Source organism: Sphingomonas sp. NFR04 (assembly GCF_900114095.1).
Lineage (GTDB): Bacteria > Pseudomonadota > Alphaproteobacteria > Sphingomonadales > Sphingomonadaceae > Sphingomonas.
Map to the genome: position 1 here is coordinate 370,839 of NZ_FORV01000001.1, position 23,211 is coordinate 394,049.

Sequence of the window (23,211 nt, forward strand, 5' to 3'; positions counted from 1 at the left end):
AGCGCAAACGTTGCCATAATTTTGGCTCCGCACACGTACATGTCCTTATGACACGAGTTTCAATGCTTTAACGCGCCCTGGCACAGTTCAACCCTAGAAACAATTGAGACAAATGGGGTTGCAATGAATACTCGTTTCCGTTTGGCGCTGGCGCTGTCCGCCGCGGCGATCGCTCTTCCCGCGCATGCCCAGCAGGCTGCTGCCGGCGCCGACGCGGCCGCTGCACACAAGAGCGACTCGGTCGAGGCCAAGCCGCAGAAGCAGGCCTTCACCACCGGCGTCGCCAAGGGTCGCGACCTGCTCGATTCGGCCATTTCGGCGAGCTCGATCGACGAGGAGCAGATCCAGAAGATCGGCACCCGCTCGATCGCCGAAGTGCTGGGCAACATGCCGGGCATCCGCGCGGAAACCGCCGGCACCGACGGCTTGACCGCCGTGACGATCCGCGGTCTGCCGATGGCGGCGGATGGCTCCAAGTTCCTGCAGATCCAGGAAGACGGCCTGCCCGTCCTGGAATTCGGCGACATCCACTTCGCCTCGACGACCGCGTTCCTGCGCACCGACCTGAGCCTGTCGCAGGTCCAGGCGATCCGCGGCGGATCGGCATCGACCTTCGCGTCGAACTCGCCGGGCGGCCTGGTCAACTTCATCTCCAAGACCGGCGAGGAAGACGGCGGCACGCTGCAGCTTTCGTCGGGCATCGACCATGAACTCGGCCGCGTCGACTTCGATTATGGCGGCCATCTGAGCAAGACGGTGCGCTTCAACGTCGGCGGGTTCTACCGCCAGGGCGAAGGCCCGCGCGCGACCGGCTATGACGCGTTCAAGGGCGGCCAGATCAAGATGAACGTCACCAAGACGTTCGGCAACGGCTATATCCGCCTGTACGGCAAGTATCTCGACGACCGCGAGCCCAATTACGCGATGGTGCCGGTGGCGGTGCGCGGCACCAATGCCGATCCCAGCTACAGCACGATCCCGGGCTTCGATCCGCGCAAGGACACGCTCTATTCGCGCTACAAGACCTCGATCCTCGCGCTAGACGGCAACAACAACGTCCAGAATCTGGATCTCCGCGAGGGCGATCGCAGCAAGGTCGCCTCGATCGGGCTGGAGGCGCAGTTCGATGTCGCGGGTTGGACGTTCAGCGATCGCATGCGCTACGCCGCGATCTCGGGCACCTATAACGAGAGCAGCTCGATGGCGCTGCTGCCCGCCGCCGCGCTCGCACCGGCCTTTGCCGGCCCTGGCGCGACGCTGCGCTATGCCACCGGCCCGAACGCCGGCAAGACGATCGCCAATCCCGCGACGCTGAACGGCAACGGTTTGCTGATGTACGGGCTGGAGATCCATTCGGACCTGGAGAAGCTCGACAACTTCACCAATGATTTCCGCGGCAGCCGCGTGTGGGGCGTCGGTGACGGCAAGCTGACCACCACCGCCGGTTTCTATGCGTCGTCGCAGGCGATGGCGCAGAATCTGGACCTGCTGAACGACGTGTTCGACATCGCCTCGGGCGGCAATTCGGCCTATGTCGATGTGCTGACCGCCGGCGGCGTGCCGGTGACCCAGGGCGGCGTGCTGAACTACGGCATCCGCGGCGGCGCGGGCTATCGCCGGCGATACGACCTGCAATATCGCGTCTTCGCGCCTTATGGCTCGGTGAACTACCAGATTGGCGCGCTCTCGGTCGGCGGCAGCCTGCGCTATGATTTCGGCAAGGTCAGCGGCACGCTGTACGGCGCCGATCTCGGCGGCGGCCGCGTCGGCGTGGCGCCGGTCGACATGAACCGCGACGGCGCGATCTCGCTGCCCGAACGCAGCGTGGCGGTGCTGCCGCTGTCGCAGCCGGGCCTGGCGGACTATAGCTACAAATACGCTTCCTACTCGGTCGGCGTGAACTATCGCATCGCCGAGCCGCTGTCGGTGTTCGCCCGCTACAGCCGCGGTGCCCGCGCCAGCGCCGAGCGCCTGTTCTTCTCGCCCGCGGTAAATCCGAATTCGGGCGAGCTGACCGATCCGGCAATGGCCTTTGGCCCGGTCAAGCAGGCCGAAGCGGGCGTCAAGTTTCGCAAGGACGGCGTGACGTTGTTCGCCACCGGCTTCTGGGCTTCGACCACCGACAAGAACCTGCAGATCGGCGCCGACGCGACCGGCCAGACCGTGGTGCTGCAGATCGATCGCGACTACAGCGCCAAGGGTGTCGAGCTCGAAGGCCTGTTCGAGCATGGACCGCTCAGCCTGCGCCTCGGCGCCACCTACACCAAGGCCAAGATCGATGCGGACAAGGCGGACAAGACGCTGGTCGGCAACACGCCGCGCCACCAGCCGGACCTGATCTTCCAGGCGACCCCGCAGTTCGAGGTGAAGCGCTTCACCATCGGCACCAACGTGATCGGCACCACCAGCAGCTTCGCGCAGGACGGCAACCTGCTCAAGCAGCCGGGCTATGCCATCGTCAGCCCGTTCGTGCAGGTCCGCCCGGTGAACGGCGTGCAGATCGGCCTCAACGTCTACAACGTGTTCGACAAGCTCGCCTTCGTCTCGGTCAACTCGGCGGCGGTCCCCGCCTCGGGTGTCGCCACCGCGCAGACGCTGACCGGCCGCACCGTCACCGCATCGGTTCGCTTCAGCTTCTGATCCGTACGGCCAAGACAAAAGGGGGCGGGAACCACGCGGTTCCCGCCCCCTTTTTCGTGGCTCACTGCCAGTCGAACGTCAGCTCGCCCTCGCGGAACGCGAAGCGGTCGAGATGCCGGGCGACGGCGCCCTTAAGCCCTTCCAGCTGCTCGGTGGACGTCGCGTCGATGCGCACCTCCAGCCCGGTCTCCGCTACGTCGAACGTCACCGCCGCATCGCCCGGATGATTGGCGCCGCGCGCGTCCTTGGGGAAGATCACGGTGCCGTTCTCGGGCGTGAAGGTCACCTGCAGGTTGTGCTGCCAGTGCTTGCACAGCTGCTGGAGATAGCGGCTGGCATGTTCGGTAGGCACCAGGGCGTGGCTGGTGAACGGGGCAATCGTCATTCTGCTCTCCTTGGCCGCGGCGGGGACGAGCCCCAGACGACGGCGTAACACCTCGATCCGGGGCATCGTTGCCTACAGCCGCTCGATCTTGCGCGCGGCTTCGTCGAGGATCTCGGCGATCGCGTGCAGGCGCTCGGGATCGACCTCCTCGTCGAACACGCTGGCGGCGAGCACGGTCTTGAGGTTGTGCATCGCCCGGCGCACCGGGCCGCCGCTGGTGCGGGCATGACGCTCGCCCAGATCCGCGAGCCGCTGGAACAGCGCGGCGACCTCGTCGGCATTCTCCGCGAGATGCGCGGTGCCGGCCTCGGTGATGGCGAACTGCTTCTTGGCGCCCTCGCTCTTGTGCTCGGCGATCAGGTCCATGTCGTCGAGCATGGTCAGCGTCGGGTATACGACGCCCGGGCTCGGCGCATAGGCGCCGTTGGAGCGCGCCTCGATCTCGCGGATCAGGTCATAGCCGTGGCGCGGCGCCTCCTCGATCAGCTTGAGCAGGATGAGGCGGAGCTCGTCGCCGCCGAACATGCGCCGGCCACGCCCGCCCCTGCCGCGCTCGCCCATGGCGAATTCAACCTCCACGCCGAAGGGAAAGCCCGCGCCCCAGCCGCCGCGTCCACGCGGTCCGCCATGGCGAGGATGATGGTGATGATGGCCGTGACGGCCGAAGTGGAAAAACATGGTGTTTTGCATCCTGTGCGAGTCTTGATGCGCACAAGATATATCTTGAAAGAGATTGTGCAAGAGGCTTTGGGGCAACTTTAGCCCCTCCTCCTCGGAGGAGGGGTTGGGGTGGAGGGATTCCAGAACCTTGGTTGGTCTCTGCGAGACACTGCCCCACCCCAACCCCTCCCCTGAAGGGGAGGGGCTAAGGAATTTCGTCAATGCGTCAGCATAGCCCGCACCGTCGGGCGCACGAAGGGCAGCCCCGCCCCCAGCCGCAGCACCGCATGGCGCATCGCACGCGCGGGCAGCCGCTCGTCGGTGAACAGCCGCACCAGCAGGTTGGTGCCCGTATAGAGCGGCTTGCATGCGGCGCGGTGGCCGTTCTCGAAGCGGCGCAGCACGGCGGGCAGCGCTGGGTCCATGCCCCGCCGCACCGCGTCCCGCACCTCGGCCGCGAGCAGCGCCTGCCCGCTCAGCCCCAGGTTGAAGCCATGCGCCGTCACCGGGTGCATCCCCACCGCCGCGTCGCCGATCAGCGCCGCGCGGCCGGTCACGAACTGATGTGCCCAGGTGGTGACCAGCGGATAGACGTTGCGATCGCTCACCACCTCCATCCGCCCCAGCCGCTGGCGGAAGCGGCGGGTAAGGTCGCGGCCGAGCGCGGCATCGTCGAACGCCGCCACCCGCCGCGCCGCCTCCTCGGGCAGAGTCAACACCGCGCCGGCCCTGTTGCCGCCCAGCGGCAGCAGCGCCAGCGTCTGGCGATGGTCGAACCATTCGAGCGCGGTCGCGCCGTGTGGCAGCTCGTGGCGCACCCGCACCACCAACATCGAGCGGCCGAGCGGGTTGATGTCGGTATCGATCCCCAGCGCCGCGCGCGTCTTGGAAAGCCGCGAGTCGGCCACCACCAACAGCCGCGCCCGCACCACCTCGCCCGAGGAGAGCAGCACTTCCGCACGCGGGCCGGTGGCGCCAGAACGAGCATGGACCACCTCGGCGCCGGTGACCAGCTTCAGCCCAGGCTGGTGCTTCACCGCATCGTACAGCGCGGCGCGGATGCGGTGGTTGGGCACCAGATAGCCGAGCTGGTCGTCCGCCCCGCCCCCCGCGGTGAAGTTGAGCGCGAAGGGCGAGTCGCCGTTCAGCACCTTGGCCGCGTGCATCGGCGCGATCTCGTCGGCCGGCAGCCGCCCCCAGGCGCCGAGCGCTTCGAGGATCCGCTTCGAGCCATGGGTGAGCGCGATTTCGCGCCCGTCGAAGCGCGGGCTCGCCAGCGCCTCCAGCGGCGCGCGTTCGAGCAATACGATGCTGAGCCCGCTGTCTTCCAGCGAACGCGCGAAGGCGAGGCCCGCCGGCCCTCCCCCGACGATGACGACGTCGCAGTCCATGCCCGATCCTCCTCTTGCTCATGTCCCCCTTCCGCTTGCGGGAGGGGCTAGGGGAGGGGCTGAACGTGCCCGGCGATGCCATGACGTCATCCCCTCCCCCGCCCCCTCCCGCAAGCGGAAGGGGAGCGCAGGTGGCACGCGCAGTGCGCCCCATGCGCCGGGACAAAGGGTGTTTGGCCGCAGGCTGCCGCCCGGACCTTGCGCCCGATCAACCTCCGGGATGCAAAATGCACCACAGCCGCCTATCTTGGCCGCAATGGCCGACCTTTTTGCGACCCACGAACAACCCGCCGCCGACTCCACCCCCGCCGGCGGCCCGCTCGCCGACCGCCTGCGCCCGCAGAAGCTCGACGAAGTGGTCGGGCAGGAGCATCTCACCGGCCCGCAGGGCGCGATCGGGCGGATGGTCGCGGCGGGCAAGCTCAGCTCGATCATCTTCTGGGGGCCGCCCGGCACCGGCAAGACCACCATGTCGCGGCTGCTCGCCGATGCGGTAGGTCTGCGCTTCGTCGCGATCTCGGCGGTGTTCTCGGGCGTCGCGGACCTCAAGAAGGTGTTCGCCGAGGCGCGCGACCATGCCCGGATCGGCAAGCGCACCTTGCTGTTCGTGGACGAGATCCACCGCTTCAACCGCGCCCAGCAGGACGGCTTCCTTCCCTACGTGGAGGACGGCACCGTCACGCTGGTGGGGGCGACCACCGAGAATCCGTCTTTCGAGCTCAACGCCGCATTGCTCAGCCGCGCGCAGGTGCTGATCCTGCACCGTCTCGACCACGCGGCCCTCACCCAGCTGCTCGACCGTGCCGAGGCGCTGGAGGAACGCCCCCTCCCCCTCACGCCCGAGGCGCGCGACGCCTTGGTCGCCAGCGCGGATGGCGACGGCCGCTTCCTGCTCAACCAGGCCGAGACGCTGTTCTCCGTCCAGTTCGAGGAACCGCTCGATCCTGCCGCGCTCTCCGGTTTCCTGCAGCGCCGGGTCGCGGTCTACGACAAGGACCGCGAGGGCCATTACAACCTGATCTCGGCGCTGCATAAGTCGGTGCGCGGCTCCGATCCGCAGGCGGCGCTCTATTATCTGGCGCGCATGCTCACCGCCGGCGAGGAGCCGCTCTACCTGCTCCGCCGGCTGGTCCGCATGGCGGTGGAGGATATCGGCATGGCCGATCCCAACGCGCTGGTGCAGTGCATGGCGGCCAAGGACACCTACGACTTTCTCGGCTCGCCCGAGGGCGAACTGGCTATCGTCCAGGCATGTCTCTACCTGGCGACAGCGCCCAAATCGAACGCCGCGTACAAGGCGCAGAAGGCAGCATGGAAGGTGGCGAAGGAAACCGGCTCGCTGATGCCGCCGCAGAACATTCTCAACGCGCCGACCAAGCTGATGAAGCAGATCGGCTATGGCACCGGCTATACCTACGACCATGACGCCGAGGGCGGCTTCTCGGGCGACAATTACTGGCCGGCCGAAATGGAGCCGCAGACCTTCTACACCCCCACCGATCGCGGGCACGAGAAGCGGGTTTCGGAGCGCCTGGCCTGGTGGGCGGAGATGCGGGAAAAACGTCGCGATGGATGATTGGGACGACGCCTGTGCTTTCGCCCTGACGCTGCCCGACGTCGAGATCGGCAGCTGGTGGAACACGCCCTGCCCCAAGATCAACGGCAAGGGGCTGATGTCGCCCGGTCGCGAGCCCGGCAGCTTCGGAATGATGATCCGCCAGGACGAGAAGCCGCTGCTGCTCGAGACCGATCCGGAGACCTTCTGGCAGACCGACCATTATCGCAACTTCCCGATGCTGCTGGTCCGCTACGGCACCCCGGCGCGCGAGCGGATCGAACTCTACATCCAGCGCGCCTGGTGGGATCGCGCCAAGAAAGCCCAGCGCCTCGCCGCCGGCATGGAAACGCGCCCCTGACCTTCACCGATTTCATCGCGATCGACTGGTCCGGCCAGGCCGTCGAGCGGCCCAAGGGGCTTGCCGTCGCGCATGCCCGCCTAGGCGACGCCGCGCCGGTGCTGATCGACCGCCCCTGGTCGCGTGCGGATATTCTGGCATTTCTGGAGGAGCTTGCGAACGCCGGCACCCGCGCGCTTGTAGGGCTCGATCTCTCCCCCGCCTTCCCCTTTGCCGACACGGGCGCCTATTTCCCGGGCTGGGCAGAGAGTCCCGCAGATGGGCCGGCGCTCTGGGCGCTGGTCGATCGCCTGTCCGCACCCGACCCGCACCTCGCCGCCACCAGCTTCGTCCAGCATGAAGAGGCACGGCGGCACTTCCGCCAGATGGGCGATTGCGGCGACCTCTTCCCAGGCGGGCGCGGCCGGTTCCGGGTTTGCGAGGTCGGGCAAGAGGCGATGGCGCTGTCACCCTACAGCTGCTTCAACCTGGTCGGAGCGAGCCAGGTCGGCAAATCGAGCCTGACCGGCATGCGCGTCCTCCACCGCCTGCGCGGCCGCGTTGGGCTCTGGCCGTTCGATCCGCTGCCCGAGACCGGCCCGGTGCTGGTGGAAATCTACACCTCGCTCGCCGCGAGACTCGCGGGGATGCGCAAGGGCATCTCGAAGATCCGTGACGCGGAGACGCTCGATACGATGCTCGCCGCCTTCGGATCGGCGCCGCATGTGCCGCTGCCCCGCTATGACGACCACGCCACCGACGCAATCCTCAGCGCCGCGTGGCTACGGGTGGCCGCCGGGCAGCCGGGCCTGTGGAATCCCGCGGGCCTGACGCCCGAACTTGCCCGCACCGAGGGCTGGACGTTCGGCGTGCTCTGAGGAATAGGACTTTTCTAGAACCTTAGACCCGAGGCCGAATACCTTATGCGTCGCTTGCTCGAAGTCTGCGTGGAAGATGTCGCCGGAATCGACGCTGCGGTTGCCGGCGGCGCGGACCGAATCGAGCTGTGCGCCGCGCTGGCTGTCGGCGGCCTCACCCCGCCTGAGTCGCTGATCGCGGCGGCGGCGGCGACGCCGATCCCGGTGCACCTGCTCGCCCGTCCCCGCGACGGCAACTTCGTCTACACCGCTGCCGAAGGCGCGCTAGTCGCCGCCGACATTCGTACCGCCGCCGACGCAGGGTTAGCCGGCGTGGTGATCGGCGCCAGCCGTGCCGATCGGCAGCTCGATGCGGAAATGCTCGCGGCCTGGGTAGCGGTTGCGCGAAAAGCCGCTACCAGCCTGTCGCTGACGCTGCACCGCGCCTTCGATCTCTGCCCCGATCCGCTCGCGGCGCTGGAAACGGCGATCACGCTCGGCTTCGATCGCATCCTCACCTCGGGCTGCACCCCCAAGGCAATTGACGGACGCGAGACAATCGCCGCGCTGGTACAGGCTGCGGGCGACCGAATCACCATATTGGCCGGTAGCGGGATAGACGCCACGACGCTGCCGCCAATCCTGGAAACGGGTGTGCGCGAGGTGCACGCCTCCTGCCGCAGCCCGCAAAGCAGCGCCGATACCCGCGAAATCGCCTTCGGTTTCCAGGCCGGCCCGCGCCTCGCCACGGACCCCGCGAAAGTTTCCGCCCTGCGTAATTTGCTCGACGCACGAAGCTAGCGCTTGAACAATACCAATATGTAACTTATCCCTGGTTTCGTCATAGCCAGTGGAGGCAATGGGGGACGATGATCGCTGAAATCGAAAAGCCCGCAGGTGGTCAGACGCTGATGGCGTCCGAAGCTGCCGAGGCCGGTGCCGCGGTCCGCCGCCTGCTCGACGCCAATGGCCCGGCGCTCGCCGCGCTGGCCCGCGAGCTGCGCGCCGATCCGCCGGCTCTGGTCGTTACCTGCGCGCGCGGTTCGTCGGATCACTCCGCCACCTATGGCAAATATCTGATCGAGACGATGCTCGGCGTGCCGGTCGCCTCCGCGGCACCCTCGGTCGCGTCGGTGTTCGAGGCGCCCGTCTCCACCGCCCGCGCGCTGTGCATCGCGGTGTCGCAGAGCGGCCGCAGCCCGGATCTGCTCGCCACCGTCAAGGCGTACCAGCAGGCCGGCGCCCGCGTCGTCGCCTTCGTCAACGACGAGGAATCGCCGCTCGCGGAGATGGCCGACACCACGATCGGCCTCAAGGCAGGCCCGGAACGCTCGGTTGCCGCGACCAAGTCCTACATCACCGCGCTCGCCGCCTTCGCCGCGCTGGTCGCCGAATGGGCGCAGGACGAGGCGCTCGCCACCGCGCTCACCGCCCTGCCCGAACAGCTGGAAAAGGCACGCGATTTCGACTGGTCACCAGTCGTGGACACGCTGCGCAACGCGACCAACCTGTTCGTGATCGGCCGCGGCTACAGCTTCGCCGTCGCGCAGGAAGCCGCGCTCAAGTTCAAGGAAACCTGCAGCCTGCACGCCGAGGCATTCAGCGCCGCGGAAGTGCGCCACGGCCCGATGGCGATCGTCGGCGACGGCTTCCCGGTGCTCGCCTTCGGCACGTCCGACACCGCCGGCGACAGCGTCCGCGAAGCATGCGCCGAATTCGCCGATCGCGGTGCGCGCGTCTGCCTGGCCGATGCCAAGGCCGGCGACGCCTCACCGCTGCCGGTGCTTGCCGGCCACCCTGCGCTGGAGCCGCTGCTGATGGTCCAGAGCTTCTATCCGATGGTCAACGCGCTCTCGCTGGCGCGCGGCAACAACCCCGACGCCCCGCTGTATCTCCGCAAGGTGACCGAGACTCGATGAGCAGTTTTCGCTTCGTCAACGGCCAGATCGTCACCGCCGCCGGCACGCTGCCCGAAGCGGTGATCCAGGTCGACCAGGGCCGCATCGTCTCGATTGCCGCCGAGGGCAGCGGCACCGACACGATCGACCTCGACGGCGGCTGGATCGTCCCCGGCTTCATCGACGTCCAGGTCAATGGCGGCGGCGGCGTGCTGTTCAACGACGCGCCGACGGTGGAGGGCATCGCCGCGATCGGCGCGGCGCATGCCAAGTTCGGCACCACCGGCTTCCTGCCGACGCTGATCAGCGACGTACCCGAGGTGATCGCCAGGGCGCTCGACGCCACCGATGCCGCGATCGAGGCGGGTGTGCCCGGCGTGGTGGGCGTGCACATCGAAGGCCCGATCCTCAACAAGGCGCGCAAGGGCATCCACGACGCGGACAAGTTCCGCGGGCTGGACGCTGCCATGGTCGAGCTGCTCGGCCGCCCGCGCCGCGGCAAGGTGCTGGTGACGCTGGCGCCCGAGATGGTCGACCTCGCCGATGTCCGTTGCCTCGCCGATACCGGCGTGCTGCTGGCGATCGGTCATAGCGACGCGACGTACGAGACCGCGGTCGCCGCCTTCGAGGCCGGCATGACGGGCGTGACCCACCTCTTCAACGCGATGTCGCCGCTGCTCCACCGTGCACCCGGCGTCGTCGGCGCATCGCTGGAGAACCAGACCGCCTATTGCGGGATCATTCCGGACGGCTTCCACGTGCATGACGCGGCACTGCGCATCGCGCTGGCGGCCCGGCCGCACGACCGCTTCCTGCTGGTCACCGATGCCATGCCCAACGTAGGATCGGACATGACCTCGTTCGATCTGCACGGCCAGCATATCCGCGTAGAGGGCGGGCGGCTGCTCGGCGTCGACGGCACGCTGGCGGGCTCGGCGCTCGATATGACCGGCGCGTTCCGCCACATGGTCACCCACGTCGGCACCTCGCCCGAGGACGCCGCGATGATGGCCGCCGCCAGCCCCGCAGCGTTCCTCGGCCTGTCGCACGAACGCGGTGCGCTTGCCCCCGGGCTGCGCGCCGACTGGGTACAAATGACCCGCGACTTCCAGCCCGCCGGGTGCTGGATCGGCGCAACCCGCTTCCCCTGATCGCACGGAGACCCGCCCTGAGCACGATCGCGCCGCCCTCTTCCCATGACGACGCCTCGGCCGGGGCCCTTGCCATCGGCGCGCCGATGGCGGGCTGGCTGCTGCCGCTGGAGGAGGTTCCCGATCCCGTCTTCGCGCAGCGGATGCTGGGCGACGGCGTGGCGATCGACCCGACCGAGGGCTGCCTCTACGCCCCCTGCGACGGCGAAGTGACGGTGCTCCAGCCGACCGGCCATGCGATCACGCTGCGCGCCGGCGACGGCGTCGAGCTGCTGATGCATATCGGCATCGACACGGTGCAGCTGGCCGGCGCGGGATTCGATCCGCAGGTGAAGGTGGGCGATCACGTCCGCGCGGGCGACGTGCTGATCCGCTTCGACCTGGATGCCGTGGTATGCGGTGCGCCGTCGGTGGTGACACCGGTGCTGCTGATCAGCCAGGAGGGCCTTGCGCTGACGGGCAAGCGCGGCAGTGGGCTGGTCGCGCCGGGCGAGCCGATCTTCACCATCGAGCGCGCCGGAGCGGTTACCGAGGCTGCTACCGACATCGTGGGCGAGACGGCGACGCGCACCGTGGTCGTGCCGCTCGCGCATGGCATCCATGCCCGCCCTGCCGCCAAGCTCCGCGAAGTGCTGGTGCCCTTCGCCGCCAAGGTGACCATCGCCAAGGGCGAGCAGAGCGCCGATGCGCGCAGCCCGGTGCGGCTGATGACGCTGGGCATCAAGCTGGGCGACACGATCCGCATCACCGCCGAGGGTGGCCGGGCCGACGAAGCCGCCGCGACGCTCGCCGCGCTGATCGAGAGCGGCATGGGCGAGAAGGCCGATCCCGCGTCGGCGCCCGCGCCCGCGCCCGCCCCTGCCCCCGTCGCCACGCCGGTTTCGGACGAGCCCGGCGTGCTCGCCGGCGTAACCGCCGCGCCGGGCCTTGCGATCGGCACCGCCCGCTTCTTCCGCCTGCCCGAACTGACGATCGACCCGATCGGCAAGGGCGCGAGCCTGGAGCGTGCGCGGCTGGAGGACGGCATCGCCAAGGTGATGCGCGCGATCGAGAGCGATCTCGGCCACGCCGCCGGGCCGATGCGCTCGATCCTTTCCGCGCACCGATCGATGCTCGACGATCCCGAGCTGCTGGAGGCCGCCCGCGCCGCGGTGCTCGACGGCGCCAGCGCCGGCCAGGCCTGGCGCCAGGCGATCCGCCCGCAGGCCGAGCTGCTCCGCCAGAGCGGCGACGCGCATCTTTCCGAGCGCGCCGACGACATGGTCGATCTGGAGCGCCGCGTCGTCTCGGCGATCGAGGGCGTGCAGGATGCGCCATTGGTCTTCCCCGAGGGGACGATCCTGCTCGCCGACGACCTGCTGCCCTCGCAGGTCACCGCAATCGATCCGGCACAGGTCTGCGGCTTCGCCACCGTGCGCGGCGGCCCGACCTCGCACGTCGCCATTCTCGCCGCGAGCCTCGGCATTCCGGCACTCGTTGCCGTGGGTTCGGCGCTGCGCACGGTGCAGGAAGGCGAGACGCTGATCCTCGACGCCGGCGCGGGCACGCTCCGCGTCGCCCCAAGCGAGGCGCAGCGCAGCGAGGCGCAGGGCCGTGTCGATGCTCGCAAGGCCGCGCTCGCGGCTGCCCGCGCGGCGGCCGGGGCGGAAGCCAGGCTCGCCGACGGCACGCGCATCGAAGTATTCGCCAATCTCGGCTCGGTCGGCGATGCCGAGCGCGCCGTCGCAGCGGGTGCCGAGGGCAGCGGCTTGCTGCGCACCGAATTCCTGTTTCTCGATCGCGAAACGCCGCCCAGCATCGCCGAACAGACCGCCGAGTATCAGGCGATCGCCGACGCGCTCCAGGGCCGCCCGCTGATCATCCGCCTGCTCGACATCGGCGGCGACAAGCCCGCGCCCTATCTGCCGATCGCGGCGGAGGAGAACCCGGCGCTGGGCCTGCGCGGCATCCGCGTCGGGCTGGCCCATCCCCAGGTGCTGGAGGACCAGCTCCGCGCGATCCTCGGCGTCCGCCCGATCGGCATTGCGAAGATCATGCTGCCGATGATCGCCAGCGTCGGCGAGCTGCGCGCGGTGCGTGCGGTGCTCGATCGGCTGCGCGGCGAGCTGGGCATCGGCGAGAAGGTGGAACTCGGCATCATGGTCGAGACGCCGGCCGCCGCCGCCACCGCCGACCTGCTCGCGGCCGAAGCCGACTTCCTGTCGATCGGCACCAACGACCTCACCCAGTATACGCTGGCGATGGACCGCGGGAATCCGGCGGTTGCGAGCGGCATCGACGGGCTCCATCCGGCCGTGCTGCGCCTGATCGCCGATACCTGCCGGGGCGCCGCCACCAAGGGCCGCTGGGTCGGCGTGTGCGGGGGCCTCGCCTCCGATCCGCTGGCGGTGCCGATCCTGGTCGGCCTGGGCGTGACCGAGCTTTCCGCCACCGTGTCGGTGGTGCCGGAAGTGAAGGCGCTGCTCGCCACCCTCACGCTCGAGCGCGCCCGCGCCCACGCTGCTGCCGCGCTGGCCTGCGCCACCGCCGCCGATGTCCGTCGCCTTGCCCGGGAATTCACCGCATGAAGCAGATCCTCGAAACGCTCCAGCCGCTCGGCCGCGCGCTGATGCTGCCGATCGCGGTGCTGCCGGTGGCGGGCCTGTTGCTGCGGCTCGGCCAACCCGACCTGCTCAATATCGCCTTTGTCAGCGCCGCCGGCGATGCGCTGTTCTCGCATCTCGGCCTGCTGTTCGCGATCGGCGTGGCGACCGGCTATGCCAAGGACGGCAACGGCGCCGCCGCGCTTGCCGGCATCGTCTGCTTCCTGGTCACGACCGAGGCGGGCAAGAGCCTGCTGGCAGTGCCCGACACCATCGGCGCGGGCCTGGACAAGGACCAGGCGGCGCTCGCGGTGGCGGCGTGGAAGGCCAAGGCGGTCGCGCGGCTCGACGTGCCGATCGGCATCGCTTCGGGCCTGATCGGCGGCACCTTCTACAACCGCTTCTCGGCGATCAAATTGCCGTCCTACCTCGCCTTTTTCGGCGGCCGCCGGTTCGTGCCGATTGCCTCGGGCCTGGCGGGCCTGGTCTTCGCGGTGATCGTCGGCGTCGGCTTCCCGCACATCAGCGCGGGTGTGGACGGCCTCAGCCACGGCATTGCCGGCGCGGGCGCATTCGGCCTGTTCGCCTTCGGCGTGCTCAACCGCGTGCTGCTGGTGACCGGCCTGCACCACATCCTCAACAACGTGTTCTGGTTCGTCCAGGGCGACTATAACGGCGCGACGGGCGACCTGCGCCGTTTCTTCGCGGGCGACCCCAATGCGGGCGCGTTCATGGCGGGCTTCTTCCCGGTGATGATGTTCGGCCTGCCCGCCGCCTGCCTCGCCATGTACCGCGCAGCCCTGCCCGAGCGCCGCAAGGCGGTGGGCGGCCTGTTGTTCAGCCTGGCGCTCACCTCGCTGCTCACCGGCGTGACCGAGCCGATCGAATACAGCTTCATGTTCCTCGCGCCGGCGCTCTACGTCGTCCATGCGGTGCTGACCGGCGTGGCGATGGTGGTGATGGACCTGCTGGGCGTGAAGCTCGGCTTCGGCTTCTCCGCCGGCCTGTTCGATTACGTCCTGAACTTCGGCAAGGCGACCAGGCCGCTGCTGCTGATCCCGGTCGGGCTGGTCTATTTCGCGCTCTATTACGGCATCTTCGCTTGGGCGATCCGTCGCTTCGACCTGAAGACGCTGGGCCGTGAAGCCGAGGCGCCGGTGGCCTTGGAGGCCGCTGGCGGTACGCCCCCGTCGAGCCGCGGCGAGGCCTTCGCCCGCGCGCTGGGCGGCTCGGCCAATCTGGTCGAGATCGGCGCCTGCACCACCCGCCTGCGTCTGATCGTCGCCGACCAGGGCGTGGTCGACGATGCCGCGCTCAAGGCGCTCGGCGCCCACGGCATCCTGCGCCCCTCGGAGCGCGCGCTGCAGGTGGTGCTCGGCCCGATCGCCGATGTGGTGGCAGTGGAGATCCGCGACGCGACCGCGCGCGGCGGCGTGACGGCGCCCGCGGCACCGGCCGCGGCTCCGGCCAGCGCAGCGAAGGTGGCGCTCCAGCCGGCGGCGCTGGCGGCACTGGGCGGCGCGTCGGTAGTGGCGCTCCAGCCGGCGGCGCTGGCGGCGCTGGGCGGCGCGGCGAACGTCCGTGCGGTGAGCGCCCACGACAATCGCCTGCGCGTCGAACTCGGCAACTCGGCCGAAGTGGATGGCGACGCGCTGCTGGCGCTCGGCCTGCGCGGCCTCGCGCGACCCTCGGAGAACGTGGTCCACCTGTTGGGCGACACGGCGGTCCTGACGACGCTGCGGGGCTGACCCCGCAGCCCGTCATTCAGGCGCTGCGGCGCTGATCCGCCTGCGTCGCGCTCCCTGGCGCGTCGAGCAGCCAGTCGAGCCCCGCATCGGCATCGTCGAACACGCGCAGATAGGGCTGCGTCATCACACGAAGCACCTGCATCCGCTGCAGGGCGCTCGCGGTGATGACTGCGATGCGCGAGGCTTTGGGAAAGTCGCGAAAGCTGCTTGCGAAGGAATCGAGGGTGTCGCGCGGCTGGACGGCACTCTCCCGCATGTCCATGCGCAGCAGGTAGCCCGGCTTCAGCCCCTGGGCGACAAACTGCTGCAGGCACTGGCGGGCATAGTCCGGCACCTGATCGGGCAGGAAGATGCGGTGCCAGGCGATGTCGAGCAGGCTGTGCTCGGGCTGGAAGCGGATCGTGTACATGGCCGCCGACTATGCAGCAGATGGTTTTGCAAAGGCTTAACCGGCGGCGGGGTGCGGGGCGGCTGGAAATGGCGGTAAGAGGACACACGCTCCCGTCAGAATAACTGAGATCAGACGGCCTCGGGTGGCGGACGGGGGCTCGGTCGGCGACGAACTCCCGGACGGTGCCGCGGAGCATTGCCGGTTTGTCGTCGAGGTACGGCGGCATCGGTGTCTCCATCCCCCTCTCCCGCCTGCGGGAGAGGCCGGGGTGAGGGTGACTCGGGGCAAACGAGCGGGCCGCAATCGCCCCACACACCCTCACCCTTCCGCCGCCTGACGGCGGCTCCCTCCCTCTCCCGCAGGCGGGAGAGGGAAAGTTCGCCTGGTTCGCGATGAAAACTGGGGCGAAACTAACTGAACACCAAGATACGTGACGCTCCGATCAAGCCGGGCAATCGGCCTTCCGCGCCGCCCGTGCCGCGGCGAGCGCCTGGAGGATGCGGATCGTCTGGAGCTCGGCCTGGGCCTTGAGGTGGCGCGGGGCGGAGACCCAGAGATCGGGGTGATATTGCTTGAGCAGCGCCCGCCCCTTGGCCTCGACTTCCGCCCGGCTTGCATCCCGCGCGACTTCGAGGACGACCCACCAGCTGTCCTCCGCCACGACAGGCGGCGGTGCGGCGGCTTCCGCCCGCCCGGACGCCTGCCGCTCCGCCTCGCGCCAGCTCAGCCGCGCCTTGCCCTCGCGCTCCAGCCGCAGCCGATCGGCGGCGAAGATCCCGCGCACCGCGATCGTCGCGCTTCCGCTGGCGACGAACAGCAGCGAGGCGGATTGCAGGCTCTGCCAGGGCAGCCCGGCGAGCCCATGCGCCTGCAGCTCGCCATAAATCGCGGAACAGACGATGCGCAGCGCGACATAGCCGGCGCTGATCGCCATCACCCAGCGCGCGCTATAGCCGATCGCGTTGAGCATCGCCTGCTTGACCCCTGAGGCAAGCGGCCGGCGCAGGCACAGCAGCAGCGCGCCGCCCATCGCGCCGATGCAGCCGGGCAGCACCCAGGCCTTGCCGAGATTGTAGAAGGCCGCGGTCGCGCCTATCCAGCCGATCGCCCACCACAGGAACAGGCCCCAAAGCGCATTGCCGCGCGCAAAGTCATGCGCACCAAAGGCACGCCCGACGCGCTCGCCGGCCAGCCACCTGATGAGAAGATTCATGCCGTCCCCCTGGAGGGCAAGCCCTATCGGGCGTTCCCAAACCAGGCGTGAACAGCCATGGTTAACGGCGCGGGGGGGGACGTTCGCGGCTCCACCCCGAACGCCCCACCCCGATCCGATCAGCGCGGCGTGAGGGTAACCTTACCGAGCAGCCCCGATGCCTGCCCCGCCGGCGCCTGGACAATCAGTTCGACGGTGCGCTGCCCGCTGCCCGCCGGGAAGGCGGCCTCGAGCGGTGCCGGCGCGGCATCGGTCTTCTCGGCGATCTTCTTGCCGTCGACCCACAGTTCCGCACGCCCGCCGACGCTGGCGAAGCGCAGCGTGCCGCCGCCCGCGGCGATGCGCTTCCACGGCGTCAGGCGGTTGTTGTAGACCCGCCAGCCCGGCTGCGGCTCGGCCGGGGTCGGCATCGCGCTGCGCAGGAACGCCCAGCTGTTGTTGTCCGGCACCAGGCCCGGCTTGGGCTTGTCCGCGGTCGACCCCGAGCGGCGCCAGTCGCCCAGCACCATCAGCGGCGGGGTGACACCCACCTGCGGACGGGGCGCGATGTCGGCGCGGTCGATGGTCAGCAGCGCGAGCTTCAGCCCCTCGGCGCTCGCCTTGACCGTGATCTTGCCGCGGCCGGTGCCCGCCTGCACCAGGATCTGCGCAAGGCCGTTGAACAGCGAGCGGGCATTGCCCTTCTCGGGCTCATGGCTGTTGGGATCGCCGTTGCCGACGCCGAGGATGGCGGCGCCGTCGACCGTGAAGTTGGTCATCAGATTGGCGGTCGGCACGTGCCGGCCCTGCGCATCGACCGCATCGATGGTGATCGGCTGCACGTCCTCGTCGTCGCCCGCCATCACCGTCCGCGCCGGGGTGAGCCGCAGCGCCACCGGCTTGCCGACGGTTTCGTGCACCATGCGTGCGACGACCTTGCCGCCGCGCAGCGCCTGCGCCTCCAGCCGGCCCGGCGCATAGGGCACCTGCCATTCATTGCCCCGCAGCCGATCGACCTTCTGCGTGCCGATTGCCTTGCCGTTGAGCAGCAGCGTCACGCTCTCGGCATTGGAGGCGACAAACACCTTGATGTTTTGCCCCTCCTTGCCCGGCCAGGTCCAGTGCGGCGCCAGCCACACCACCGGCGCGTCATCGATCCAGGCGGCGCTGTGGATGCCGAAGGCAGTCTTGGGGAAGCCGCACAGGTCCATGATGCCGAAGAAGCTGGCGATCGTCGGCCATTCATAGGGCGTCGGCTCGCCATGATAGTCGAAGCCGGTCCAGACGAACCCGCCGGCGATGAACTCGCGCGCGGCGATCAGCTGCCACGCCTTGCGGTGGGTATTGCCCCAGGGCGCCGCCTCGTCGTCGTACGAGGTGATCACGTGCTTGGCCGGATCGCTGGCGAAGGCGCCGCGCGTCTCGTACGCGCTGGTATCCTCGGAGCTGGTGCTCGGCCGCGTCGGGTTCAGCGCGTGCCACTTGTCGTACTCGCCCTGGTAATAGTTGAACCCCATCACGTCGACGACCGAGGAGACGTTCTGCGGATTGTAGAAGGACCCGTTCATCGCCGAGGTGACCGGGCGGCTGTCGTCGAGCTTGCGCACCGCGGCTTCCATGCGGCGGACCATCTCGATGCCGGATTCGGTGCCCTGCATCGGCTCTTCGTTGAACACCGACCAGAGGATCACGCTCGGATGGTTGCGGTCGCGCCGGACCATCCAGCTGAGCTGCGCGAGATAATCGGGCGCCGGGTTGAAGTGGCGGTTCTCGTCCATGACGAGGAAGCCCATTCGATCGCACCAGTCGAGCAGCTCGGCGGTCGGCGCATTGTGCGACATGCGGATCGCGTTGCAGCCCATCGCCTTGAGCCGCTCCAGCCGCCAGCCGAGCAGCGCATCATATTGCGCGACGCCGGTACCGGCATGGTCCTGGTGGATGCACACGCCCTTGAGCTTCACGGGGTGATCGTTGACGAACAGCCCCTTGTCGGCATCGAAGCGGACGGTGCGGAAGCCGATCGGGGTGCGCCGCTCGTCGACCAGCTTGCCGTCGCGCAGCAGCCGGGTGTGGACGGAGTAGAGCGTCGGAGTCTCGACCGACCAGAGCTTGGGACTAGCCAGGCTCAGCGTCATCGACAGCTCGGCGGAATCGAGGACGGGCACGCTGCCGGCGGTGGTGGCGAACGCCACCCGCTTGCCGCTGGGATCGAGCAGTTCCGCCTCGACGGTGACGGCAACCGGCGCGCGTTCGATGTTGCCCGCGGTCACCGTCACCGGCACGTTCCAGCCGGTCTCGGTTTTGCGCGGGTCGCAATGTACCCCGTCGGTGACGATCGACACGGGGTCGCGGCGGACCAGCCAGGCATGGCGGTAGAGGCCGGCGCCTTCATACCACCAGCCTTCCATCGCCTCGGCATCGACGCGGATGGCGATGACATTGTCCTCGTCGCCGAAGCGCGCGAACGGCGTCATGTCGATGATAATGCTGGCATAGCCCGACCAGCTGTGCGCGACGACGCTGCCGTTGACCCACACGGTGGCGTTGGTGGCGACGCCGTCGAGATGCAGCTCGATCGTCTTGCCATGGTCGGCAGGATCGAGCGTCAGCCGGCGGCGGTACCAGCCGATGCCGCGCTTGCGATAGCCCTGCGAGACATTGGCGGTCTGCTCGAACGGCTGGAACGAGGCCCAGTCGTGCGGCAGGCGGACCTCGGCCCACTCGCTGTCGTCGAAATCGCGGGCGGCGGCGCCGCGGGCGTTGCCCGCTTTGACGCTGCCATAGGTATCGTCATGGTCCTTGAGCGGCGCGGGCAGCACCTCGCCCTCGTGGAAGCGCCAGCCGCGCTCGATGCGGGTGCGGGTGGGATCGCCGTCGGGCAGCCGCGGCATCAGCGCGGTCCTGGGCGCGGGCATCGGGAAGGCGTCGCCCTCCACCGCGCGCGCCGCCGCCTCGGCCTCGGGCAGCCCCAGCGAGGCAAGCGCCCCCAACCCCGCGCTGCCGAGCAGCAACTGGCGACGATCCATGCAGCAATCTCCAAAATTCAGGCAGTCAGTCGGGCGGTTCAGACGTCGCTGAGTTCCGCCACGAAATCATAGGCGTCGCCCCGATAATAGGAGCGGGTCACTTCGGCCGGGCGACCGTCGCGCAAGAAGGCGCGGCGCTCGATCAGCAAGCCGGCATGGCCGGGATCGACGCCGAGCATCTTGGCATGTTCACCCAGGAACGGCACCGCGCGCAGCCGCTGGAGCGCGCGCACCGGGCGGTTCCCGGCGGCTTCGAGCGCGGTGTAGAGCGAGTCCCCCACCGCGTCGACCGAGGGCAGGCAGTAGCCGGCGATGGTCGAGAATTCGAGCGCCATCGGCTCGCCATCGGCAAAGCGGATGCGCGAAAAGCGGAGCACCGCCGCGCCCGGCGACAGGCCCAGTGCCATCGCCTCCTCGGGCGTGACCTGGCCGGTGGAGCGCGCGATCCAGCTGCTGCTGGCGGCGCGGCCGCGCGCGGCCATGTCCTCGGTGAACGACGAGAGCTTGGAGAAGCTCTTCTCGACGCGCTCGGCGACGAAGGTGCCCGCGCCGCGGCGGCGCGTGAGCAGCCCTTCCTCGACCAGCCCGCCGATCGCCTTGCGCACGGTGATGCGCGACACGTCATATTCGACGGCGAGGTCGCGCTCCGGCGGGATCGCGTCGCCTTGCGCGAGGATCTTGCCGCTGATCGCCTCGCGGATCAGTTGCTGCAGCTGCAGATAGAGCGGCGACGGGTTCCCCTCGCGAAACCGGCCGATCTGGTCCGAAAACGTCATCATCTCTCCCCCTTGCCCGACACCGTTGCCAAAGCCCCGGCAACCGCATCTACGGCAGGTTTCCCGCAGCGCGAACCCGCTTCTCTACGGACTTACATTGGTACGATGATACCAACAGCCTCAACGGCCGAGGTCAAGAGGCTAAATGCAAAGAACTATGTCCGTCTGCGCAAGGCTGTTGCCCGATAGGATCTAAATTGGTTACACCCTTGCTCCGGCCCCGCTCGGTGGCCGCGACAAGAGGGGAGTTTCCGATGCGCGCGTTCCTGAAAACGGCAAGGCATTCCGGCTGGGCGGCACTGCTGCTGTCCTCGACCGCGTTCGCCCAGACCGTGCCGCCGCTCACCCCCCTCCCCGCCAGCATGACGCTGGGCAAGGGCAGCTTCACCGTGGCGAACGGCACCGCGATTGCCGTGCCGGCCGGCGACAACGCCGCCGCAGCGGCCGCCAGGCTGCTCGGCGCGCATGTGAAGGTGGAACGCGGCCTGACGCTGGGCGCTGCCGGCACCAGCGGCGCGATCCGCTTCGAGCGTGACGCCAGCATCCAGGGCGCCGAGGCCTATCGCATGACCGTCGACGCCAAGGGGGTCCGCATCGCCGCCTCGGGCGATCGCGGGCTGCTCTACGGCGCGATGACGCTCGCCCAGCTGCTCAGCCCCGATCACGGCTTCGGCAAGCCGGTGAAGCTGCCGGCGCTCAGCGTCGAGGACGCGCCGCGCTTCGGCTGGCGCGGGCTGATGCTCGACGTCGCCCGCCACTTCCAGCCGATCGAGTTCGTCTACGGCGTGGTCGATCAGATGGCCTCGGTGAAGCTCAACACGCTCCACCTCCACCTCACCGACGACCAGGGATGGCGCTTCGAGGTGAAGCGCTATCCGAAGCTCACCGAAATCGGCGGCTGGCGCACCCCGCCGAGCACCGGCGGCGCGCCCGGCCGCAAGGTCGGCGGCTTCTACACGCAAGAGCAGCTTAAGGCGCTGGTCGCCTATGCCGCCGAGCGCGGCGTGACGATCGTCCCCGAGATCGACCTGCCGGGCCATGCGCAGGCGCTGGTCGCCGCCTACCCGGAACTCGGCATCTTCGGCGACCATACCGAGGTGTCGCACGACTGGGGCGTGAACCCGTACCTGTTCAACCCCGGCCCCAAGGGCATCGCCTTCGTTAGGCAAGTCCTCGACGAGCTGATGGCGGTGTTCCCCGGCACCTATGTCCATCTCGGCGGTGACGAGGCGGTGAAGGACCAGTGGGAGCGCTCGCCGGAGGTACAGGCGCAGATCAAGGCGCTGGGCCTGAAGGACGAGAACGCCCTGCAGAGCTGGATGATCGAGCAGTTCGGCGCCTATCTCGAGCAGCATGGCCGTCGGCTGATCGGCTGGGACGAGATCCTCGAAGGCGGGCTGCCGCAATCGGCCTCGGTGATGTCGTGGCGCGGCGAGAAGGGCGCGGTCGACGCGGCCAATCAGGGGCATGACGTGGTGCTGACCCCCGCCCCCACCCTCTATCTCGACAGCCTGCAGAGCGATCGCCGCGACGAGCCGCCGGGCCGCCTGTCGATCCAGACGCTGGCTGATGTGTACAAGTACGAGCCGATGCCCGCCGGCATCGACGCCGCCAAGGCGAGCCATGTGCTCGGCGCGCAGGGCAATGCGTGGAGCGAGTATCTGATCACGCCCTACCAGGTGCAGCACATGCTGTTCCCGCGCGCGGCGGCGATCGCCGAGATCACCTGGTCGGGCAAGGACAAGCGCGACTTCACCGGCTTCGTCACGCGCCTCCAGCCGCAGATGGCGCGCTGGCGCCGTTCGGGCATGGAAGTCGCCGACAGCGCTTTCGCGGTCGACTACAAGCTCCAGGGCACCCGCGGCGAGGCGCTGCGCGCGAACCAGGCAAGCGTGGCGCTGACCACCCAGACCGGCTTCGGCACGATCCGCTACACGCTCGACGGCAAGCAGCCCACCGCCAAGTCGCCAGTCTACAAGGCGCCGCTGACGCTGAAGCCCGGCACGACGATCACCGCCGCTGCCTTCGATGCCGCAGGCGTGGCCACTGCGACGCCCCGCGCCTTCGACACCAGCCGCACCGCGCTGCTCACCCGCACCAGCTCGGACATGGTGGCGTGCCCCAAGGGCGCGCTGGGCCTGCGCGTGCCGCTCAATTCCGAGGCGCAGGAGAATGCGCCGGTGTTCAACGTCAACCTGTTCGACACCTGCACCGCCTATCCGGCAGCGCCGCTCGACGTGGCGACGGGCTTCACCGTCGACGTCGCCCGCACGCCGCGCAACTACGGTCTGGCGCACGATTTCAACAAGGTGCGGGCGCATTACAATGTCAGCACCTACGGCGAGCTGATCGTCCGCGCGCGCTGCATCGCCGCCGCCAAGGACGCGTCGATCAAGCCGATCGTCGTCGCCACCTACCCGTTGCCCGATCCGGCCAAGGCACCGCAGCAGTTCCGCTTCTCGGGCACGCTCCCCAAGCTGAACGGCGACGAGGATTTGTGCTTCCAGTTCACGTCCCCGCTCAGTGACCCGTTCTACACGGTCGAGCGCGTCGTGCTGACGGAGGGTGGCAAGTGACCGGCGGCTCCACCTCTCCCGACGTCATTCCCGCGAAGGCGGG

Annotated in this window: 17 protein-coding genes; 10 read left to right on the plus strand and 7 right to left on the minus strand. The window is 69.0% G+C overall.

Annotated features, from left to right (window positions below; all coding sequences use genetic code 11):
* The first annotated feature begins 123 nt into the window (after window positions 1–123).
* Entirely contained in the window at window positions 124–2,640 is a 2,517-nt protein-coding gene (locus BM009_RS01755) for a TonB-dependent receptor domain-containing protein (protein ID WP_093293154.1), read from the plus strand.
* 61 nt (window positions 2,641–2,701) lie between these two features.
* On the opposite strand, the gene BM009_RS01760 is transcribed toward BM009_RS01755, so the two are convergent.
* From BM009_RS01760 to ubiM, 3 genes are all read right to left on the minus strand, one after another.
* Entirely contained in the window at window positions 2,702–3,025 is a 324-nt protein-coding gene (locus BM009_RS01760) for a DUF2218 domain-containing protein (protein ID WP_093293156.1), read from the minus strand.
* A gap of 72 nt (window positions 3,026–3,097) precedes the next feature.
* Window positions 3,098–3,703 carry a PadR family transcriptional regulator gene (locus BM009_RS01765; RefSeq protein WP_093294564.1) on the minus strand — a complete coding sequence of 202 codons (606 nt, stop codon included), beginning with the start codon at window positions 3,701–3,703 and terminating at the stop codon, window positions 3,098–3,100.
* Between the two features lie 200 nt (window positions 3,704–3,903).
* Complete coding sequence (ubiM, locus tag BM009_RS01770; protein WP_093293158.1) at window positions 3,904–5,076, minus strand: 5-demethoxyubiquinol-8 5-hydroxylase UbiM; 1,173 nt, start codon at window positions 5,074–5,076, stop codon at window positions 3,904–3,906.
* Window positions 5,077–5,332: 256 nt separating this feature from the next.
* Here ubiM and BM009_RS01775 point away from each other — a divergent pair, with 256 nt between their 5' ends.
* From BM009_RS01775 to nagE, 8 genes are all read left to right on the plus strand, one after another.
* Window positions 5,333–6,652 carry a replication-associated recombination protein A gene (locus tag BM009_RS01775; protein ID WP_093293160.1) on the plus strand — a complete coding sequence of 440 codons (1,320 nt, stop codon included), beginning with the start codon at window positions 5,333–5,335 and terminating at the stop codon, window positions 6,650–6,652.
* A complete protein-coding gene (locus tag BM009_RS01780) occupies window positions 6,645–6,992 on the plus strand; it encodes an MmcQ/YjbR family DNA-binding protein (RefSeq protein WP_093293162.1) in 348 nt (115 codons plus the stop codon). The genes BM009_RS01775 and BM009_RS01780 overlap by 8 nt, the downstream gene beginning before the upstream one ends.
* Complete coding sequence (locus BM009_RS01785; RefSeq protein WP_254772107.1) at window positions 6,935–7,849, plus strand: hypothetical protein; 915 nt, start codon at window positions 6,935–6,937, stop codon at window positions 7,847–7,849. Before BM009_RS01780 ends, BM009_RS01785 begins: the two co-directional genes overlap by 58 nt.
* 45 nt (window positions 7,850–7,894) lie before the next feature.
* Complete coding sequence (locus tag BM009_RS01790; RefSeq protein ID WP_093293164.1) at window positions 7,895–8,629, plus strand: copper homeostasis protein CutC; 735 nt, start codon at window positions 7,895–7,897, stop codon at window positions 8,627–8,629.
* A gap of 68 nt (window positions 8,630–8,697) precedes the next feature.
* A complete protein-coding gene (locus tag BM009_RS01795) occupies window positions 8,698–9,747 on the plus strand; it encodes an SIS domain-containing protein (RefSeq protein WP_093293166.1) in 1,050 nt (349 codons plus the stop codon).
* A complete protein-coding gene (nagA, locus tag BM009_RS01800; protein WP_093293168.1) occupies window positions 9,744–10,877 on the plus strand; it encodes an N-acetylglucosamine-6-phosphate deacetylase in 1,134 nt (377 codons plus the stop codon). Before BM009_RS01795 ends, nagA begins: the two co-directional genes overlap by 4 nt.
* 86 nt (window positions 10,878–10,963) lie before the next feature.
* The gene (ptsP, locus tag BM009_RS01805) at window positions 10,964–13,444 is read left to right on the plus strand and encodes a phosphoenolpyruvate--protein phosphotransferase (protein WP_093294567.1); all 2,481 of its coding nucleotides are present in this window, start codon (window positions 10,964–10,966) and stop codon (window positions 13,442–13,444) included.
* Window positions 13,441–15,207, plus strand: coding sequence for an N-acetylglucosamine-specific PTS transporter subunit IIBC (nagE, locus tag BM009_RS01810; protein WP_093293170.1), 1,767 nt, complete (start codon window positions 13,441–13,443; stop codon window positions 15,205–15,207). Before ptsP ends, nagE begins: the two co-directional genes overlap by 4 nt.
* Before the next feature lie 16 nt (window positions 15,208–15,223).
* On the opposite strand, the gene BM009_RS01815 is transcribed toward nagE, so the two are convergent.
* From BM009_RS01815 to BM009_RS01830, 4 genes are all read right to left on the minus strand, one after another.
* A complete protein-coding gene (locus BM009_RS01815; protein ID WP_093293172.1) occupies window positions 15,224–15,616 on the minus strand; it encodes a hypothetical protein in 393 nt (130 codons plus the stop codon).
* A 424-nt stretch (window positions 15,617–16,040) separates the two neighbouring features.
* Window positions 16,041–16,811 (minus strand): J domain-containing protein, encoded by a 771-nt coding sequence (locus BM009_RS01820; protein WP_093293174.1) that lies wholly within the window; start codon window positions 16,809–16,811, stop codon window positions 16,041–16,043.
* Between the two features lie 119 nt (window positions 16,812–16,930).
* Complete coding sequence (gene galA / locus BM009_RS01825) at window positions 16,931–19,816, minus strand: beta-galactosidase GalA (protein WP_093293176.1); 2,886 nt, start codon at window positions 19,814–19,816, stop codon at window positions 16,931–16,933.
* Between the two features lie 38 nt (window positions 19,817–19,854).
* Window positions 19,855–20,592 (minus strand): GntR family transcriptional regulator, encoded by a 738-nt coding sequence (locus tag BM009_RS01830; RefSeq protein ID WP_093294569.1) that lies wholly within the window; start codon window positions 20,590–20,592, stop codon window positions 19,855–19,857.
* Between the two features lie 254 nt (window positions 20,593–20,846).
* Between BM009_RS01830 and BM009_RS01835 the strand changes: the two genes are divergently transcribed.
* Window positions 20,847–23,168 carry a beta-N-acetylhexosaminidase gene (locus BM009_RS01835; RefSeq protein WP_093293178.1) on the plus strand — a complete coding sequence of 774 codons (2,322 nt, stop codon included), beginning with the start codon at window positions 20,847–20,849 and terminating at the stop codon, window positions 23,166–23,168.
* Window positions 23,169–23,211 lie beyond the last annotated feature (43 nt).

Bases quoted from the DNA above. Each gene is read 5' to 3' on its own strand.
- BM009_RS01780 (WP_093293162.1), top strand. From the start codon at position 6,645: ATGGATGATTGGGACGACGCCTGTGCTTTCGCCCTGACGCTGCCCGAC.
- BM009_RS01790 (WP_093293164.1), top strand. From the start codon at position 7,895: ATGCGTCGCTTGCTCGAAGTCTGCGTGGAAGATGTCGCCGGAATCGAC.
- BM009_RS01795 (WP_093293166.1), top strand. From the start codon at position 8,698: ATGATCGCTGAAATCGAAAAGCCCGCAGGTGGTCAGACGCTGATGGCG.
- galA (WP_093293176.1), bottom strand. From the start codon at position 19,816: ATGGATCGTCGCCAGTTGCTGCTCGGCAGCGCGGGGTTGGGGGCGCTT.
- BM009_RS01835 (WP_093293178.1), top strand. From the start codon at position 20,847: ATGCGCGCGTTCCTGAAAACGGCAAGGCATTCCGGCTGGGCGGCACTG.
- BM009_RS01830 (WP_093294569.1), bottom strand. From the start codon at position 20,592: ATGACGTTTTCGGACCAGATCGGCCGGTTTCGCGAGGGGAACCCGTCG.
- ptsP (WP_093294567.1), top strand. From the start codon at position 10,964: ATGGCGGGCTGGCTGCTGCCGCTGGAGGAGGTTCCCGATCCCGTCTTC.
- ubiM (WP_093293158.1), bottom strand. From the start codon at position 5,076: ATGGACTGCGACGTCGTCATCGTCGGGGGAGGGCCGGCGGGCCTCGCC.
- BM009_RS01755 (WP_093293154.1), top strand. From the start codon at position 124: ATGAATACTCGTTTCCGTTTGGCGCTGGCGCTGTCCGCCGCGGCGATC.
- BM009_RS01820 (WP_093293174.1), bottom strand. From the start codon at position 16,811: ATGAATCTTCTCATCAGGTGGCTGGCCGGCGAGCGCGTCGGGCGTGCC.
- nagE (WP_093293170.1), top strand. From the start codon at position 13,441: ATGAAGCAGATCCTCGAAACGCTCCAGCCGCTCGGCCGCGCGCTGATG.
- BM009_RS01815 (WP_093293172.1), bottom strand. From the start codon at position 15,616: ATGTACACGATCCGCTTCCAGCCCGAGCACAGCCTGCTCGACATCGCC.
- nagA (WP_093293168.1), top strand. From the start codon at position 9,744: ATGAGCAGTTTTCGCTTCGTCAACGGCCAGATCGTCACCGCCGCCGGC.
- BM009_RS01765 (WP_093294564.1), bottom strand. From the start codon at position 3,703: ATGTTTTTCCACTTCGGCCGTCACGGCCATCATCACCATCATCCTCGC.
- BM009_RS01760 (WP_093293156.1), bottom strand. From the start codon at position 3,025: ATGACGATTGCCCCGTTCACCAGCCACGCCCTGGTGCCTACCGAACAT.
- BM009_RS01775 (WP_093293160.1), top strand. From the start codon at position 5,333: ATGGCCGACCTTTTTGCGACCCACGAACAACCCGCCGCCGACTCCACC.